At 30.8% G+C, this 15,873-nt stretch carries 14 protein-coding genes; 9 read left to right on the top strand and 5 right to left on the bottom strand.

What is annotated here, in order from left to right; translation table 11 throughout:
• Nucleotides 1-27: 27 nt before the first annotated feature.
• Nucleotides 28-774 (top strand): EI24 domain-containing protein, encoded by a 747-nt coding sequence (locus tag C8N27_RS11765; protein ID WP_121147522.1) that lies wholly within the window; start codon nucleotides 28-30, stop codon nucleotides 772-774.
• A 30-nt stretch (nucleotides 775-804) separates the two neighbouring features.
• Nucleotides 805-1,707 carry an oxygen-dependent coproporphyrinogen oxidase gene (gene hemF, locus C8N27_RS11760; RefSeq protein ID WP_121147521.1) on the top strand — a complete coding sequence of 301 codons (903 nt, stop codon included), beginning with the start codon at nucleotides 805-807 and terminating at the stop codon, nucleotides 1,705-1,707.
• Between the two features lie 8 nt (nucleotides 1,708-1,715).
• Here hemF and C8N27_RS11755 read toward each other — a convergent pair whose 3' ends face one another.
• Nucleotides 1,716-4,355, bottom strand: coding sequence for a DEAD/DEAH box helicase family protein (locus C8N27_RS11755; protein WP_244174750.1), 2,640 nt, complete (start codon nucleotides 4,353-4,355; stop codon nucleotides 1,716-1,718).
• Between the two features lie 246 nt (nucleotides 4,356-4,601).
• Here C8N27_RS11755 and C8N27_RS11750 point away from each other — a divergent pair, with 246 nt between their 5' ends.
• The 3 genes from C8N27_RS11750 (at nucleotide 4,602) to C8N27_RS11740 (ending at nucleotide 7,785) form a co-directional block, all read left to right on the top strand.
• Complete coding sequence (locus tag C8N27_RS11750) at nucleotides 4,602-5,909, top strand: dihydrolipoamide acetyltransferase family protein (protein WP_121147520.1); 1,308 nt, start codon at nucleotides 4,602-4,604, stop codon at nucleotides 5,907-5,909.
• Between the two features lie 101 nt (nucleotides 5,910-6,010).
• Nucleotides 6,011-6,751, top strand: a complete 741-nt coding sequence (locus C8N27_RS11745) for a DUF6263 family protein (RefSeq protein ID WP_147431729.1) — start codon at nucleotides 6,011-6,013, stop codon at nucleotides 6,749-6,751.
• Between the two features lie 212 nt (nucleotides 6,752-6,963).
• The gene (locus tag C8N27_RS11740) at nucleotides 6,964-7,785 is read left to right on the top strand and encodes a hypothetical protein (protein WP_121147518.1); all 822 of its coding nucleotides are present in this window, start codon (nucleotides 6,964-6,966) and stop codon (nucleotides 7,783-7,785) included.
• 30 nt (nucleotides 7,786-7,815) lie between these two features.
• On the opposite strand, the gene C8N27_RS11735 is transcribed toward C8N27_RS11740, so the two are convergent.
• Together C8N27_RS11735 and C8N27_RS11730 are read right to left on the bottom strand one after the other, a co-directional pair.
• Nucleotides 7,816-8,493, bottom strand: a complete 678-nt coding sequence (locus C8N27_RS11735) for a GNAT family N-acetyltransferase (RefSeq protein WP_121147517.1) — start codon at nucleotides 8,491-8,493, stop codon at nucleotides 7,816-7,818.
• Nucleotides 8,486-9,373 carry a TIGR01777 family oxidoreductase gene (locus C8N27_RS11730; RefSeq protein WP_121147582.1) on the bottom strand — a complete coding sequence of 296 codons (888 nt, stop codon included), beginning with the start codon at nucleotides 9,371-9,373 and terminating at the stop codon, nucleotides 8,486-8,488. The genes C8N27_RS11735 and C8N27_RS11730 overlap by 8 nt, the downstream gene beginning before the upstream one ends.
• Nucleotides 9,374-9,566: 193 nt before the next feature.
• Between C8N27_RS11730 and C8N27_RS16160 the strand changes: the two genes are divergently transcribed.
• The 4 genes from C8N27_RS16160 (at nucleotide 9,567) to C8N27_RS11710 (ending at nucleotide 14,435) form a co-directional block, all read left to right on the top strand.
• Nucleotides 9,567-10,217 carry a DUF4331 family protein gene (locus tag C8N27_RS16160; protein ID WP_099213760.1) on the top strand — a complete coding sequence of 217 codons (651 nt, stop codon included), beginning with the start codon at nucleotides 9,567-9,569 and terminating at the stop codon, nucleotides 10,215-10,217.
• 28 nt (nucleotides 10,218-10,245) lie between these two features.
• Nucleotides 10,246-10,806, top strand: a complete 561-nt coding sequence (locus C8N27_RS16155) for a DUF4331 family protein (protein ID WP_099213759.1) — start codon at nucleotides 10,246-10,248, stop codon at nucleotides 10,804-10,806.
• Between the two features lie 89 nt (nucleotides 10,807-10,895).
• The gene (locus tag C8N27_RS11715) at nucleotides 10,896-12,191 is read left to right on the top strand and encodes a tetratricopeptide repeat protein (RefSeq protein WP_121147516.1); all 1,296 of its coding nucleotides are present in this window, start codon (nucleotides 10,896-10,898) and stop codon (nucleotides 12,189-12,191) included.
• Nucleotides 12,192-12,206: 15 nt separating this feature from the next.
• The gene (locus C8N27_RS11710) at nucleotides 12,207-14,435 is read left to right on the top strand and encodes a TonB-dependent receptor (protein ID WP_121147515.1); all 2,229 of its coding nucleotides are present in this window, start codon (nucleotides 12,207-12,209) and stop codon (nucleotides 14,433-14,435) included.
• A 112-nt stretch (nucleotides 14,436-14,547) separates the two neighbouring features.
• Here C8N27_RS11710 and C8N27_RS11705 read toward each other — a convergent pair whose 3' ends face one another.
• The gene (locus tag C8N27_RS11705; RefSeq protein WP_121147514.1) at nucleotides 14,548-15,345 is read right to left on the bottom strand and encodes an anti-sigma factor; all 798 of its coding nucleotides are present in this window, start codon (nucleotides 15,343-15,345) and stop codon (nucleotides 14,548-14,550) included.
• Nucleotides 15,345-15,872: an RNA polymerase sigma factor gene (locus tag C8N27_RS11700; protein ID WP_121147513.1), complete on the bottom strand. Its 528-nt coding sequence runs from the start codon at nucleotides 15,870-15,872 to the stop codon at nucleotides 15,345-15,347. The genes C8N27_RS11705 and C8N27_RS11700 overlap by 1 nt, the downstream gene beginning before the upstream one ends.
• Between the last annotated feature and the right edge of the window lies 1 nt (nucleotide 15,873).

Genomic DNA, 15,873 nt, shown 5'->3' with positions numbered 1-15,873 from the left:
AGGTTTTTTATTTTCACATAAAAAAATATGATGCAAAATATAGTAAAAGGAATTCAAGCTTATTTTGGAGCTTTTGGAATGATTTCAAAGTTAAAACTATGGAAGTATTTTATCATTCCAATGTTTATAAGCCTATTAACAGCAACATTTGTTGGCTTTATGGCATATACATTTTCAGATAACATAGGTCATTATGTAGCAAATTTTTGGAAATGGGAATTTGGTAAAGAAACCTTTGAAGTAATTAGTACTTTTTTAAGTGGATTACTTATTGTGGTAATAGGTTTGGTATTATACAAACATATTGTAATGGCATTATCGGCGCCTTTTATGAGTCCAGTTTCAGAAAAAATTGAAGATCATCTTAGAGGAGAAGATCATACACATAGAATAACTTCTTTTCAAGAACAATTAATTAGAGGTATACGAATAAACCTTAGAAATTTAACCAGAGAACTCTTATTGACAATTCCTATCTTATTATTAGGATTGATTCCTGTGATAGGTATTGTTTCAACTGTGTTACTATTTTTAATGCAAGCATATTATGCAGGTTTTGGTAATATGGACTATACGCTTGAACGTCATTTTAAATACAGAGAAAGTATCAATTTTGTAAAAGAAAACAAGGGGTTAGCTATAGGAAATGGAGTTGTATTTATGTTATTTTTATTAATTCCTGTTATTGGAGTAATTCTGGTATTACCATTATCAGTAACCGCAGCTACTACAGAAACTATTAAGAAAATACAGCTTAAAAAATTACCAGAATAAGTACTTTTGCACTTCAACAGAAACAAACACATGAAAGAACAATTTTACGCCTACATTCAAGAATTACAAGATACCATAACATCTAAATTAGAAGCTATAGATGGGAAAGCTAAGTTTCAAGAAGATTTATGGAAGCGTGCTGAAGGTGGAGGAGGTAGAACTCGTGTGATTGAAAATGGAAATATTTTTGAAAAAGGAGGTGTAAATATATCTAAAGTTTTTGGTGAGTTGCCTGAAGCATTAAGAAAGCAATTTGGAGTGGAGAGTGGCGACTTTTTCGCTTGTGGATTAAGTTTAGTAATCCATCCAAAGAATCCATTTGTACCTACAGTACACGCTAACTGGCGTTATTTTGAAATGTATGATAGTGATGGAAACATTGTTACACAATGGTTTGGTGGTGGGCAAGATTTAACTCCATATTATTTATTTGAAGAAGATGCAAAACATTTTCACACTGTTTGTAAAGAAGCTTGTGATAAGCACCACCCAGACTTTTATCCAAAATTTAAAGAAACTTGTGATAACTACTTTTGGAATGCACACAGAAATGAAGCACGTGGTTTAGGAGGTTTGTTCTTTGACTATTTAAAAGAAACAGAGGAGTTCTCTATGCAAGATCGATATGATTTTGTTACCGAAGTAGGAAATAGCTTTTTAAACTCATATGTACCAATTGTTGAGAGAAGAAAAGATATAGCGTACACTCAAGAACATAAAGACTGGCAAGAAGTACGTCGTGGTCGTTATGTAGAATTTAATTTAGTACACGATAGAGGAACCTTATTTGGTTTAAAAACGAACGGACGTATAGAAAGTATTTTAATGAGTTTACCACCAACGGTACAGTGGAAATACAATCACCATCCAGCAAAAGGTTCTGAAGAAGCAAAATTATTAAAGGTATTGGCTAAACCTAAAAACTGGGTATAATTTAAAACCTATTTCCAAACAACATTTTTCTTAGTAAGTTCACTATTCACATTATGAATATGGAAAAGACGTGCCTTTAGTAACAGTTTTCTTCCATCCAAAGTTCGTGTGTATACTAACTTAGATTTACCAAGATGTTTGTTCCAGTGAGATTGAAAAACTTGACATTCTTTTTTGCGAACACCAAAAATTTCTGGAACAGGAAAGAAATTATTTAATTTTAATTTTCTGCGGAACCAACTCGTTTTTATCAGTAAATATTTGGGGTTATCGATAGGTTGTAACAACTCATCCAAAGCCTTTATGAATAGTGTGCTTTCATACCTGTTTGCTCCGTGAATGGTGCAAGAAACATTTCCTTTAGCTAATAATTGAGTTTGAACTAGTATACCGTTTAATGGTGTTGTTAAAAGGTTTAGCTCATAAAGAGATTCCAAAATAGCCAATGCGATTTTATCTATTTTTTTATGAATCAATCCGAAGTATACATACAATTGAACAGACTTATAAATTTTATAACCAAAAGTTAGTCCTAAGGCAGAAGACAAAGCAAATAGGAAGTAAATAATACCCTTTTGTAATAAAACATTAAAGTTTTTGATGATAAATTCAGGAAGAAAAAAGGATAAACCAATAATAATTTCACCAATCGTGTATTTTACAATATCTTGATAATACAACTTTTTCTGTTTAGGATATTGTTTATTCTTTTCATTAAAAAAGGTAAGTTCTTTAATAATTCCTTTTCCATTGCTAATGGCATTTGTCCATCGTTGAGAAATTAAATTTCTGTTTTTAGAAAGCTCTAAAGTCTTTTTATTTTGTTGTTGAATATCATCATCAATAAAATTAGCAGGAAGCTGCAGACGTTCAATTCCGCTAGTTATAACAGCTTTTTTACCATTGGAAATACCTAAGAAAGCATTAAAACGACGAGTAAGAATTTCAAAGTCTCGTCCTCCAAACTCATCCGAAGTATCAATACAAGCCAAATGCCAAATTAAACCAACTTTATTAGGGTTTTTGCTATCTACTCGAATTGCACGTCCACGCATTTGATTTGAAGTAACAAATGAGCCTACAACAGAAGCTAAAATTAAGCTATTGATGGATGGGGCGTCCCAACCTTCACCTAATAACGATTTTGTACCCACTAAAATTTTGACATGTCCGAATTCAAAAAGCTGAGTAATGGCTTCAACAATACTATGTTTAGATGAATTTTTAGTTGTAAGAATTACAAACTCGGTATCCGATTTTAAAGGAGTGTAATTGTAGTTATCAATAGCATCAACCAAACCAAGTTTAGCAATATTACTACTATGAATAATTACTAAACTACCTGTAAGAACAGCTAAACTATTTTTGTTTTTAGTAGTTGTTCTAACATGATGAAAAATAGGAATAACTCCTAGTTTTTTAATTTCTTTTATTTCAGGTAAAGAACAGTTTAGGTATTCTTTTCTAATATAATCTGATAAAATAACACAACGTAAATCGTCTTGTAAATTTTGTTGTTCTTGTTGAACAATAGTTGTAATACTTTTTAATTTACTAGGACTATTACTGAGTGATTTATACAAAAGTTCATTTCCTACTAAATTGACTTTGTTTTTACTAAAAACTGCCAATTTTCGAAGTTTTTTTTCTAAAAAATCTAAATAAACTTCATCTTCAATAAGATTTTTACGATCAGTTACTAATAAGTGTTGAAACAAAATTTGAATCCATTCATTTGTAATTGAAGGAAAATCAATCTCTTCATCTTTATCAAAACCTAATACACGTAGTTTTTCAAAAGGAATAGTTTTTCCTGCTTCGTGTAAGAAGATTAACATAGAAGAAAAGAAATCAGAATACTTGTAGAGTTCTTCTAAGTTTTCCTCTGTTTTAGCATAAAATCTGTGTTGTTTTAGAAAAGAAATAAACTCTTTATCTTTTAAGATGTCAGTAACAAACTGAGAAATTTTAAGCCTAAAATCAGTAATAAAATTAATTTCTTGATCTTCAGGTTCGGATAGAAAAACTAAATCTTGATGTGGACAAAGATTTTGCTCTTTCACTAAATCAGGAACTACAATTTCATCATCAATTTCACCACACAGTTTAAAATATTTTTGAATTTCAGTATTGTCACTGTCATACGGTGGAGTAGCGGTTAAGGCAACAACAGTTTGCATGTGTTGTTCTTTTAAGTCAAATAAACATTTCCACCAAGCGTTTTTTAAGTGATGAGCTTCATCTAATAACAAAACTTCTATTTGATGTTTTTTAAAGAAATTATAATAGGCTTCCTTAGTATCAAAAGACTTATAAAAACTGTGTAAAGCCTGATATGTAGAAAAAGTAATATCAGAAGGTTGTTTAATATCAAATGAAACCTGAGAAAAATTACAATCGGTAGTAAAAAAGTTTTGTAAACGATCTTCCCATTGATTTCTAATGGTTAAAGTGGGAGCTAGAATCAATGTTTTTTTACCTATTCTTTTAATAATTTCGATTCCTAAAATTGTTTTCCCAGAACCAGGTGGAGCAACTATATGAAAATGATCATCCTGTATATGAACTGAAAAATTTTGAAGCACTTTTGTTTGATAAGGTCTCCAGTCAAATAAGAAGTTAAGTTTGGTAATAGCTTCGTTCAACAATTTTTAATTAGGTTAAGGAGTTCAAAAATAGAATTTTGAGCGAACAAACAAAAGTTTAATTAGATATTAGATTATTCGTAATGATATTTGTTTTTTATAGAGATAACAATAATCTATTTGTTGTTTTTTAGAGTTGAATTGAGGATAATTTAATCAGTAAAGAAGAAATCAAAAATATTTAACGGATAAAATCATGAAAAAATCGTTGCTTTTTAGTAACTTCGCAAGCGTTTAAAATTATACACTATGGCTAGATACGAATTGAAGTTGCCTAAAATGGGCGAAAGCGTTGCAGAAGCAACAATAACTTCTTGGGTAAAAGAAGTTGGAGAAACTATTGATATAGATGATACCGTTGTTGAAGTAGCTACAGATAAAGTAGATAGTGAAGTACCTAGTGAAGTAGAAGGAACCTTAGTTGAAATCTTATTTGAAAAAGATGCTGTTGTACAAGTAGGTGAAACTATTGCAATTATAGAAACAGAAGGAGAAGAAGGAGCTACAGTAGACGCACCTAAGAAAGAAGAGGTTAAACCAGAAACTGTTGCAGCAGTAGAAAAAACAGTTGAAGTAGCTAAAGAGACAGTAGCGACTACGATTGATACTTCATCAAGCGATCGTTTTTATTCACCATTAGTAAAAAGTATTGCGCAAACAGAAGGAATATCTGTAGAAGAGTTAGAAACTATAAAAGGAACTGGTAAAGAAGGAAGAGTTACTAAAAATGATATTTTATCATATTTAGAAAATAGAGGAAGTCAACCAACAGTTGCAGCGCCAGCTTCAACAGAGAAGAAATCGGTACCTCAATCGGCACCAGCACCAACTCCAGTTTCGTTAAGTGGTCAAGATGAAATTATAGAAATGAGCCGTATGGGGAAATTAATCTCTAAACATATGGTTGACTCTATTCAAACATCAGCTCATGTACAATCATTTATTGAAATTGACGTAACAAATATTGTTAATTGGAGAAATAAAGTTAAAAATGCTTACCAACAAAGAGAAGGGGAGAAGTTAACATTTACACCAATATTTATGCAAGCGGTAGCTTCTACAATTAAGAAGCATCCAATGATAAACATTTCTGTTGATGGAGATAAAATCATTAAAAGAGGAAATGTAAACTTAGGAATGGCAGCAGCTTTACCTGATGGAAATTTAATTGTACCAGTAATTAAAAACGCTGATATGTTAAATTTAGTTGGTATGACTAAGCAAGTAAACGATTTAGCAGGTAGAGCTCGTGCTAATAAGTTAAAACCAGACGAAATTCAGGGAGGAACTTATACAGTAACGAATGTTGGTAGTTTTGGAAGTATTACAGGTACACCAATAATTAACCAACCTCAAGTTGCAATTTTAGCTTTAGGAGCTATTGTTAAAAAGCCAGCTGTTATTGAAACTTCAGAAGGAGATTTTATAGGAATACGTCACAAAATGATTGTATCACATTCTTATGATCATAGAGTGGTAAATGGAGCTTTAGGAGGTATGTTTATTAAAACATTAAAAGAAATTTTAGAATCTTGGGATGTAAATCAAGATTTTTAAAAAAGCGACATAATATTTTAAAAGGCTTAGGTATTTCACCTAAGCCTTTTTTATTTTTAACTATATTAGCTACTTTAACTACTAATAGAAATCAAAAAAAGATGAGAAAAATTTTAATAGCACTTTTTTTAGGTGTAACAATGGTGAGTTTTGCACAAGAAAAGGTGTTACTTCGTTTAAACTATGAGAAAGGACAAAAGTATACTATGGATATGAAAATGGCTCAAGTTATAGGTACTGGAATAATGACAAATAATATGCATATTCAAATGAAATATAATATAACAGGTGTTTCAGGCGATACATATGAAAGTAGTTCTAAAATTACCAAAATGGTAATGGATATGAAGCAAGGAGCAGTGAATATATCATATGACTCATCTAAAAAGGATGAAGAATTAGATGAGACAGGAAAAATGATGAAGTCTAAAATGCAGCCTATGTTATCAGCTACAATTATGACTAAAGGTGATAACCTAGGAAATATCTTAGAAACAAAGGTTGAGCCTAGTAATATTCAAGGGGCAAAAGATATTACAAAACAATCTAGTAGTGTAATTTACCCTAAAGAGGCAGTTGCTGTAGGAGATACTTGGACAAAAACTAAGAATGACGGAGCAATGAACTTCAGCTTTACCTACAAAGTAAAATCAATATCTTCTAAAAATGTTTTAATAGATATTTCAGGAAAAGTTACAGGAGCTGCTGATGGAGATATTACAGGAGCGATGGATATAGATAGAGGTTCTGGTATGCCTTTAGAGTCAAACATAAATATGACAATGAAGATTCAAGGACAAGATGCAACAACTAACATGACAGCTAAGTTTACTAAAGGTTAAAAACATATTAATCATATACTTACTTGAAAGCTCAGAATTTATTCTGAGCTTTTTTTATGATAAATACAGTTAAAATACTTACTCATAATGTGTTATAATTTGTTAATTTTGTAAAACTCTCATTATACTTCTCAATAAGGGGCTAGTTTATAATATATTTCTTAAGCAAACCCATAATTACATTTTTCAATCATAACTAAAACTTAACTATTATGAAAACGGTTAAACTTAAGCTATTAATGGGATTTCTATTACTCATGGTTATTCCATCAACTATCTTTTCACAAGAAGAGAATCAACGTCCTGAGTATATAACTGTCACGACGGGGCACTGGAACCTTAATTATGAAAACTTTGATAAAGGAGAATGGATTGCTGTAGAAAAAGAATTTTTAGACAAAGTTGTAAAAAAGAATGAATTTATTTTAAGATCTTTTGTTTTTTTACATCGTTTTACACCAGATAATACAGAGATAATTTTTGTAAACACGTATTCTTCTTGGGATAATATTGACAAAGCTTACAAAAGAAGTGGTGAGTTAGCAAAAGAGGCTTGGCCAGATAAAGATGAAAGAGCTGCATATTTTAAGAAAAAGGATGCTTACTACACACACCATCATTCAGATGAAATTTATGCACCAATTGGGGGAGCAAAGATGTTACAACCCACAAATAAAGAAATGATTTGGTTAGTAGTAAAAGGACATTTTGCATTTCCAGAAGATGGCTCAATGAAAGAATTTGATGAATTATCTAAACAATATTTAGATAATGTTATTCAAAAAAATGAATTTATAAAAGGATTTTATCAACACGGACACGCTTGGGGATCTGATAGAACAGAGTATACCAGAGCTTATGTAATAGAGTCAATGGGAGATTTAGATAAAATGGGAAAAAGAAGTAATGAACTTTATAGAGAACATTGGTCTGACGAAGCTAAAAGAAAAGAGTTTGGAAAGAAAATGAGTAAGTATTTTACAGGTAAACATGGTGATTATATTTATACATCAGTACCAGAATTAACCAAATAAAAAGAAAAGAGCTCAGAAATTTCTGAGCTCTTATTTTTTATGAAAAAACCACCAATTCATATCTCTTGTTAGTTTATATCCCAACTTTTCATAAAGTTGTATTGCTGGATTTCCTTTATTGGTATGTAAAATAGGATGTTTTCCATCTTTTAAAATTTCTTTAGTAACATGTTGAGAAAGTTGTTTAGCTAATCCTTTTCTGGTATGCTCAGGGTGAGTAACTACAGCACTAACTTCAATAAAATTGTCAGTTTGCATGCGTTGTCCAGTTACAGCAACAAGTTTATTATTCTTAAAAATTCCAAAATACTTTCCCATATCAAATGTTCTTTTTCTGTAATAACCAGGCATTACTAACCATACTAGGTTATAAATTTCATCAACATGTTTTTCAGTTAATGGTATAATCTCTTCGGTAATGTCAACATCTGTTATGTTTTCTAAAACCATTTGACAGCCATCAATCTTTTTGTACAGAAGAATTTTGTCTTTGTCGTAAGTAGGAGTTTTATTTTCAGAAACCAAAAAGAATTGATCTGTAAGTTTCGAATATTCATTTAAAGCTTCAGTAGTTTTTGAAGCATCAGTAAAAGCACCGAAAGGACAAACTGTAGGATTATAAAATTTCACACTATCATAATTGATAGCAAATTTTTGATGTGTTTCACATAACGAATGCCAAACAGGATTTTCAAGCTTATTATTCATTATAAATATTAGTTAAAGCAGTTTTTAAGGTTGGAAAAATAAAAGTATAATTACTATTTGTTTTTTTAGAAGAAACTCTACTTCCTTTTAATAAGATATAAGCCATTTCTCCTAAAGCAGTTTTTAAAATAAATGAAGGAGCGTTCATTGGAAGTACTGGTTTATTAATACTTTTTCCAAGTAATTTTGTAAAACTTTCGTTGGTTTGATGTTCAGGAGCAACAGCGTTAAAAATACCATTAAAGTCTTTGTCTTCTATTGCTTTTGAATAGAGTTCACATAAATCATCAACATGAATCCAAGGCATATATTGTTTACCGTTTCCTAAGGCAGATAAAAATAAAGGAGTATTCATTTTTTGTAAAGCCCCTCCATTTTTTGAAAGAACGACACCAGTTCGTAAAATGGTTACAGGAATATCTATTTGTTCAAATTGAAGAGCAGCATTCTCCCATTTTACACAAATTTTAGAGATAAAATCATTTTCAGGTTTATCTTTTTCTGTAAATACTTTGTCAGAAGTAACAGCTCCATAATATCCTATACCAGAAGCAGAAATAAATTTTTCAAGAGGTACTTGGTATTCTTGTACTTTATTGAACAGTAAATTAGCTGTTTTTACACGGCTATTTATCAATTCTTTCTTTCTTTCATTAGTCCATCGTTTATCTGCTATACCTGCTCCAGCTAAGTGAATAATATGGCTAACATTGTTAAAAGCATCCTTATCAATAAAACTTTCTTTTACATTCCAGCGAAACTCATTATTCTTTTTAGGTGTTCGGGTAAGAATGTTTACCACATGCCCTTTACTAGTTAATTTTTTGGTTAACTCTTTTCCAATTAACCCTGTTCCGCCTGTAATTAATATTGTAGCCATAGTACTCAAAAATAAACATTCATTTTTAAAGAAATGAATAGATAAAAGAAGAGTATAAAAAAAATCACCTGTAATCCCTTTAAAATAGGAGGGTTTCATGTTTTTATAAAAAAAAGTTAAAAAAATAAAAACCGTCATTGCTATTTTCTCGTAAGTATGGTTGAATGAGTAATTAACTTTAAAATTTACAACCATGAAAAAAATGAAATTAATTATTGGAGCCGGTGCTTTAGCATTAATAGGTTTAGTCTTATTAGCAGCCGATCACATTGATGCTCCAGACGTAACAGGAGGCTCAAGTGATATTACAGACTTTTATGCTTTCCAAGGAGAAAATACAAGTAATCTTGTTTTTGTAGCAAATATTCAGGGATTATTAAGTCCTTCAGCTACAGCATCAGCAAGTTTTGATGAAAATGTATTGATTGAATTTAATATCGATAACAATGATGACAAAGTTGAAGATTTAGTAATTCAAGCAATTCCAAGAGATGGAAAAATGTACTTTTTTGGTCCATATAGTCCATCAACAACTGGTTTAACTAGTATGTTACCACAAGATGGGTCAGAGTATGGTGTTTCTATAACTCCTTATGGATCTAGTGCCATAGTTGGTAGTAAAGGAGGAATGCAGTTTTTTGCAGGACCTAGAGACGATCCTTTCTTTATGGATTTTGCTCAATACGGTGAAATTATTGCAGGAAATGCAGGTGGTTTTAATGATCCAGGAGCAGATACTTTTGCAGGTACTAATGTATTATCAGTAGTAGTAGAGGTACCAAAATCTATGATTGGAGGCTCAGGTACTATTAATACTTGGGTAGAAACTAAAACGAAGCAGTAAAAAACAATCAACTTTAAAATTCAAAGACATGAAACTTAACAATATAAAAATCTTAGCAATTTCAATCCTATCAATTTTTGCCTTAGCAAGTTGTAGTGATGATGATAATAACATACCACCAATGGCTTCTATTGACTTCTCGGGAAGTTACATGCAAAAAGACCAAATGGGTAGACCAGCAGTGAATACTGTTTTTGTAAATAGCGATATGAAAGATGCATTTAATGTAACAATACCATCTGAGCAAGGAGCAAATTTTGCAGCAATGTTTGAAACGAATTTAAAAGCATTAAGCCCTGCATATGCAAATGCTGGAGATACGAATGCATTAGGTTTAGACGCAGCAACTTTTGCGAGTGTTTTAGCTACCGATGTATTAACCGTTTCATTAGATGGTACAACAACTTTTTACGATGGAACCAATGTGTTAACAGGTAGAGCTTTAGCAGATGATGTGATTACCGTTGAGCTATTATTGATTTTTGGAGGAGAAGACTTTTCTGAAAATCCAACATTATCAGATGATCATGTAGATGCAAATGATAAAGACTTTTTAAGCTCTTTTCCATATTTGGCAAGTCCTTGGTAAAACAGGATGACAAAACCTCCTATAATTAAAATTGGTTGCTTTTTAGCAACCAATTTTTAAACAAACTATTAACTAAAAATCCTTCTAAAATGAAAACTATTAAAATAATTATATGTGCTATTCTAAGTAGTAGTATATTGAGTTGTACAACTTCAAAAACAACAAAAGTAGCTAGCCAAGAAGAGTATAATAAGTATTTACAAAAAACAGTAGTTACTTCAGAATCGTTAGCTCAAAAAGAACTAGATTTTTGGCAGAAAAAATTAAACAATCAGCCAACACAGTATCCATATTTAAGTAAAATAGCAAAGGCTAATACATTACTTTTCTCAGAAAAAGGAAATATTTCTTATTTGATAGAAGCGGAAAAGAAGCTGTTAAAAATCAATCAAAAAACGAATTATAACAAAGCTTCACATTTACGATCTCTAGCAAGAAACTATATCTCTCAACATCGATTTAAAGAATCGTTAGAACTACTAAAAAAAGCCGAGGTAAATGGAGAGAACCTAAATGCTACTCAAAAAATGTTGTTTGATGTTTATTTAGAGTTAGGTGAACCTAATAAAGCTTCTAAATACTTAGCTAAAATTGAAAACTATGCTGACTTTGATTATCTAATAAGAGTTTCTAAATGGCATGATTATAAAGGAGATTTGTCTTCAGCAATTCGATTTATGGAAAAGGCCATGAAAAAAGCAGAAGAAGCTAATAATAAAGATTTAAAAGCATGGAGTTATACCAATTTAGCTGACTTTTATGGGCATAACGGTCAAATAAAGGATTCTTATAATTTATACTTAAAAGCATTAGAACTAGATAACAGTAATGCGTATGCAAAAAAAGGTATTGCTTGGATTGTATATTCTCATGATAAAAATGCAGATGAAGCACTACGAATTTTAGATATTATAAGTAACGAACATTCTTCTCCAGATTACTATTTGTTAAAGGCAGAAATAGCCGAGTTTAAGAATAATTTAACAATGAAAGAAAGTAATATAGAGGTATATTTATCGGCTGTAAAAAATAGCTCATATGGTGTAATGTATAATCAGCATCTAGCTAAATTATATTTAGAAGAATTTAATGACACATCTAGTGCATTATCATACATCGAAAAAGAAATAGAAAGTAGGTCTACGCCACAATCTTACGATTTACTAGCCTGGTATTATTACAAAAATAAAGACTTTAAAAAAGCTTTAGAAGTAATTAATACATATGTAGTAGATAAAACTTTCGAGCCCGAAATACAGTATCATATAGCTGAAATTTACAAAGCAAATGGAATTAATGACAAAGCTATGGCTTTAAAAGATGAGTTATTAGAAAGCTCTTTTGAATTAGGTCCGTTGATGACAGAAAAAATTTTAAGTATATAATTAAACCCCAGTATTTTGAAAGCAAATATTTTATTTTTAGCATTATTGCTAGGTAGCTGCCATGTATTTTCACAACAATTTAAAGGAAAGGTATTTAATACCAATAAAAAGCCTTTAGAGAATGTATATGTATATAATACTACCAGTAATAGCCACACACATACGAAAGTTAATGGAGAATTTATCTTAGATAATTCAAAAGCAGGAGATATTATTGAGTTTGGGATTCTAGGGTATAAAAAGATCAATTTACAATTAAAGAAAAGTGATTTAAAATCTCCTAAGACAGTTCTTTTAGAGATGAAAAGTTTTTTGTTAGATGAAATGGTATTGTCTAATAAAAGAGATCCATTACAAACAATTGTTAGAGTTGATTTAGATAAAAAACCAGTAAACTCATCTCAACAAATTTTACAACGAGTACCGGGGCTTTTTATAGGTCAACACGCTGGAGGAGGAAAAGCTGAACAAATATTTTTAAGAGGTTTTGATATTGATCACGGTACTGATATAGCATTGTCGGTAGACGGAACACCTGTAAATATGGTTTCTCATGCTCATGGACAAGGATATAGTGATTTACATTTCATTATTCCTGAAACTATTGAAAAAATTAACTTCGGAAAAGGACCTTATTATGCTAGTAAAGGAGATTTTAATACAGCTGGATATGTAGACTTTAAAACAAAAACATATTTAGAAAATAGTAGAGTAGAAGTAGGTATTGGTCAATTCAATACATTTAGAACATTAGGTATGTTTAATTTGTTAGATAAAAACAGTACAGATAATGCTTATGTTGCTATCGAATATTTAGAGACAGATGGTTTTGTGGAGTCTCCACAAAATTTTAGTCGAATTAATATTTTTACGAAGTATAGAACCTTTTTAAAAGATAATAGCAGTTTGTCATTATCAGCTTCGCATTTTACGAGTAAGTGGGATGCTTCAGGACAAATACCACAAAGAGAAGTAGACAATGGAAATATTACTCGTTTTGGTTCAATTGATGATACTGAAGGAGGAACAACTTCACGAACGAACATAAACTTAGAACACTCAAAAGTTTTAAAGAATGATGTTAGTGTAACTTCAAACGTTTTCTATTCAAATTATAACTTCAATTTATTTTCAAACTTTACTTTCTTCTTAGAAGATCCTGTAAACGGAGATCAAATAAAGCAAACTGAAAACAGAGATGTTTTCGGGTTTAACACACAGTTTAAAAAGAAAACACAATTATCAAATACACCTGTAGAGTTAACTTTCGGAACAGGTTTACGTGCTGATATTGTAGATAATTTAGAGTTATCGCATACACTTCAAAGAAAAGAAGTATTAGATCAAATTCAATTAGGAAAGGTAAATCAAACGAATTATTATGCTTTTGTAAACAGTGAATTTGAGTTTGGAAAATTTATGGTAGCGCCGGCGTTACGTTTAGATTATTTAAAATTTAACTACAATGATTACTTATTAGATGAGTACAAAACATTTTCTAAATCACAAGTAGTAGTAAACCCTAAAATAAATGTAACCTATACTCCAAATACTAAAATTCAATGGTTTTTAAAATCAGGAATAGGCTTTCATTCAAATGATACTAGGGTAGTGGCTACACAACCTAATAGGAAAACATTACCAAGAGCTTATGGTGTTGATTTAGGAACTGTTTGGAAGCCTACTTCAAAAGTAGCTATAAATACAGCATTATGGTATTTGCTTTCAGAAGATGAATTAGTATATGTTGGAGATGCTGGTATTGTAGAGCCTTCAGGAGAAGCACAACGTTATGGTATTGATTTAGGGATTAGATATCAATTAACAGATTGGTTATATTTTGATAGTGATGCTACTTTTACAAAAGCAGAAAGTGTTGACGATCCGTCTGGAGAAAACAATATTCCTTTAGCTCCTAAAGTGACAGTAACAGGAGGACTATCAGTAAATAATTATAAGAATTTTTCAGGAGGTATAAATTACAGATACTTGGGAGATAGACCTGCGAATGAAGATAACTCAATAGTAGCAGAAGGTTATTTTGTTACCGATGCAAATATTAGTTATAAAATAAATAACATAACATTAGGCGTATCGTTAGAAAATATTTTTGATGTTGCTTGGAATGAAACACAGTTTGCTACGGAATCGAGGTTGCAAAATGAGCCAAACCCAGTAGAGGAAATTCACTTTACACCAGGAACTCCATTTTCTACAAAAGCTACAATACGATATTCTTTTTAGAAATTATGATAGTCCGGGGGGACTTGATAAGTTGTCATTTTTTTAGAAGGATTAATGACAACAAAAATATAGCCGCTTAAAGCGGCTATATTAATTTATAAGTAATTATTATTTATACTGCACCTAGAGTATATAATTGTTCTAAAGTAGGTGTTTCGCTTCCACCTGCAGGCTCTAAAGTAATACCGAAAGCTTGTGAATCATTAGGGTTATTAATAGTAAATATTTTATTATCACTAGCAGTAAAGTTATCTATAGTACCTAAACTGGTTGGAGATAACGGATCAAGTTTTAAAGACCATACTTGGTATACCTTTCCTTTTGGTGGATCAGGTAAACCTTGAACATCTAAGTAAATGTTTTTAGAGTTTTTGTTCCAGTATACTTTTGCATAAGCTTCTGGATATACTTTTTGTCCTTGTAAAGGAACCGTAACTATGTCTTTACTTCTTATTACCGCTAAAAGCTTTTTGTTTTCAGCTAAATCGGTATTTGTTTTGTCTAACTGAATTTCATATTGTTCTTTAGCCTCGTTAATAGTGTCTATTTGACCTTGTAAATTAGCACTCTTATTTAAAGATAAAATTAAAGTACTTCCAACAACTAAGGCAGCAGCCCATCCAGTATAAGTTACCCAATTATTTTTTGATGTTCGTAAAGGAATTGTCTTTGCAGAATCTTCTTTTTCTTGTAACATTTTTATTAAAACATCTTTAAAAGAATTTTTAGCATCTTTAGGAGCAACATGAGAAGTAAGAATAGAAATAGATTTTTCAATCTCTTTTACTTCTTCTATAATCTCAGGATGTTCCATCATCAAGCTATATACCTGCTCATTTTCTTTATCAGAAAGAGCTCCAGCTATGTACAGTTCTAGTATTCCAGATTCTATGTGTTTATTTGTAGCCATTATTTAAGCATAAGTCTTAATTCGTTAATACAATTTCGGCTTCTAGTTTTTACAGTGCCAAGAGGCATTTTTAAACTTTCAGAAACCTCTTTTTGTGTAAAGCCTTTAAAGTAAAGAAGCTCTATAACCTTAATACAAGTACCTTTTAACTTGTTTACAAAGTTTTTTATACCAATTGCATCAGTTTTAGAGTCTAAACTGTCGTGGTTCTCTAATATATCTACGAAAATTTCGGCATCAAGGTTTTTAGAACTGTTCTTAAAGTTTTTAGATCTTGTTTTATCAATAGCTGCATTTCTAGCAATATTTATAATCCATGTGAAAAAACGTCCTTTTTTTTCGGAATATGTATTTGCATTATTCCAAGCTTTTATAAAAACATCTTGTGTTATTTCTTCTGCTATTGTTTGATCTCTAACAATATTATAAACTACACCAGTAACGCTTTGTTTGTACATTTCGTAGAGGCTTTCAAAAGCTTTTACATCTTTGTTTTTAAAATTTTTAACGAGGGATTCTAGTTGCATA

The sequence above is a fragment of the Tenacibaculum discolor genome, assembly GCF_003664185.1.
GTDB classification, from domain to species: Bacteria; Bacteroidota; Bacteroidia; order Flavobacteriales; family Flavobacteriaceae; genus Polaribacter; species Polaribacter discolor.
This window is presented reverse-complemented; position numbering and strand designations above follow the sequence as displayed.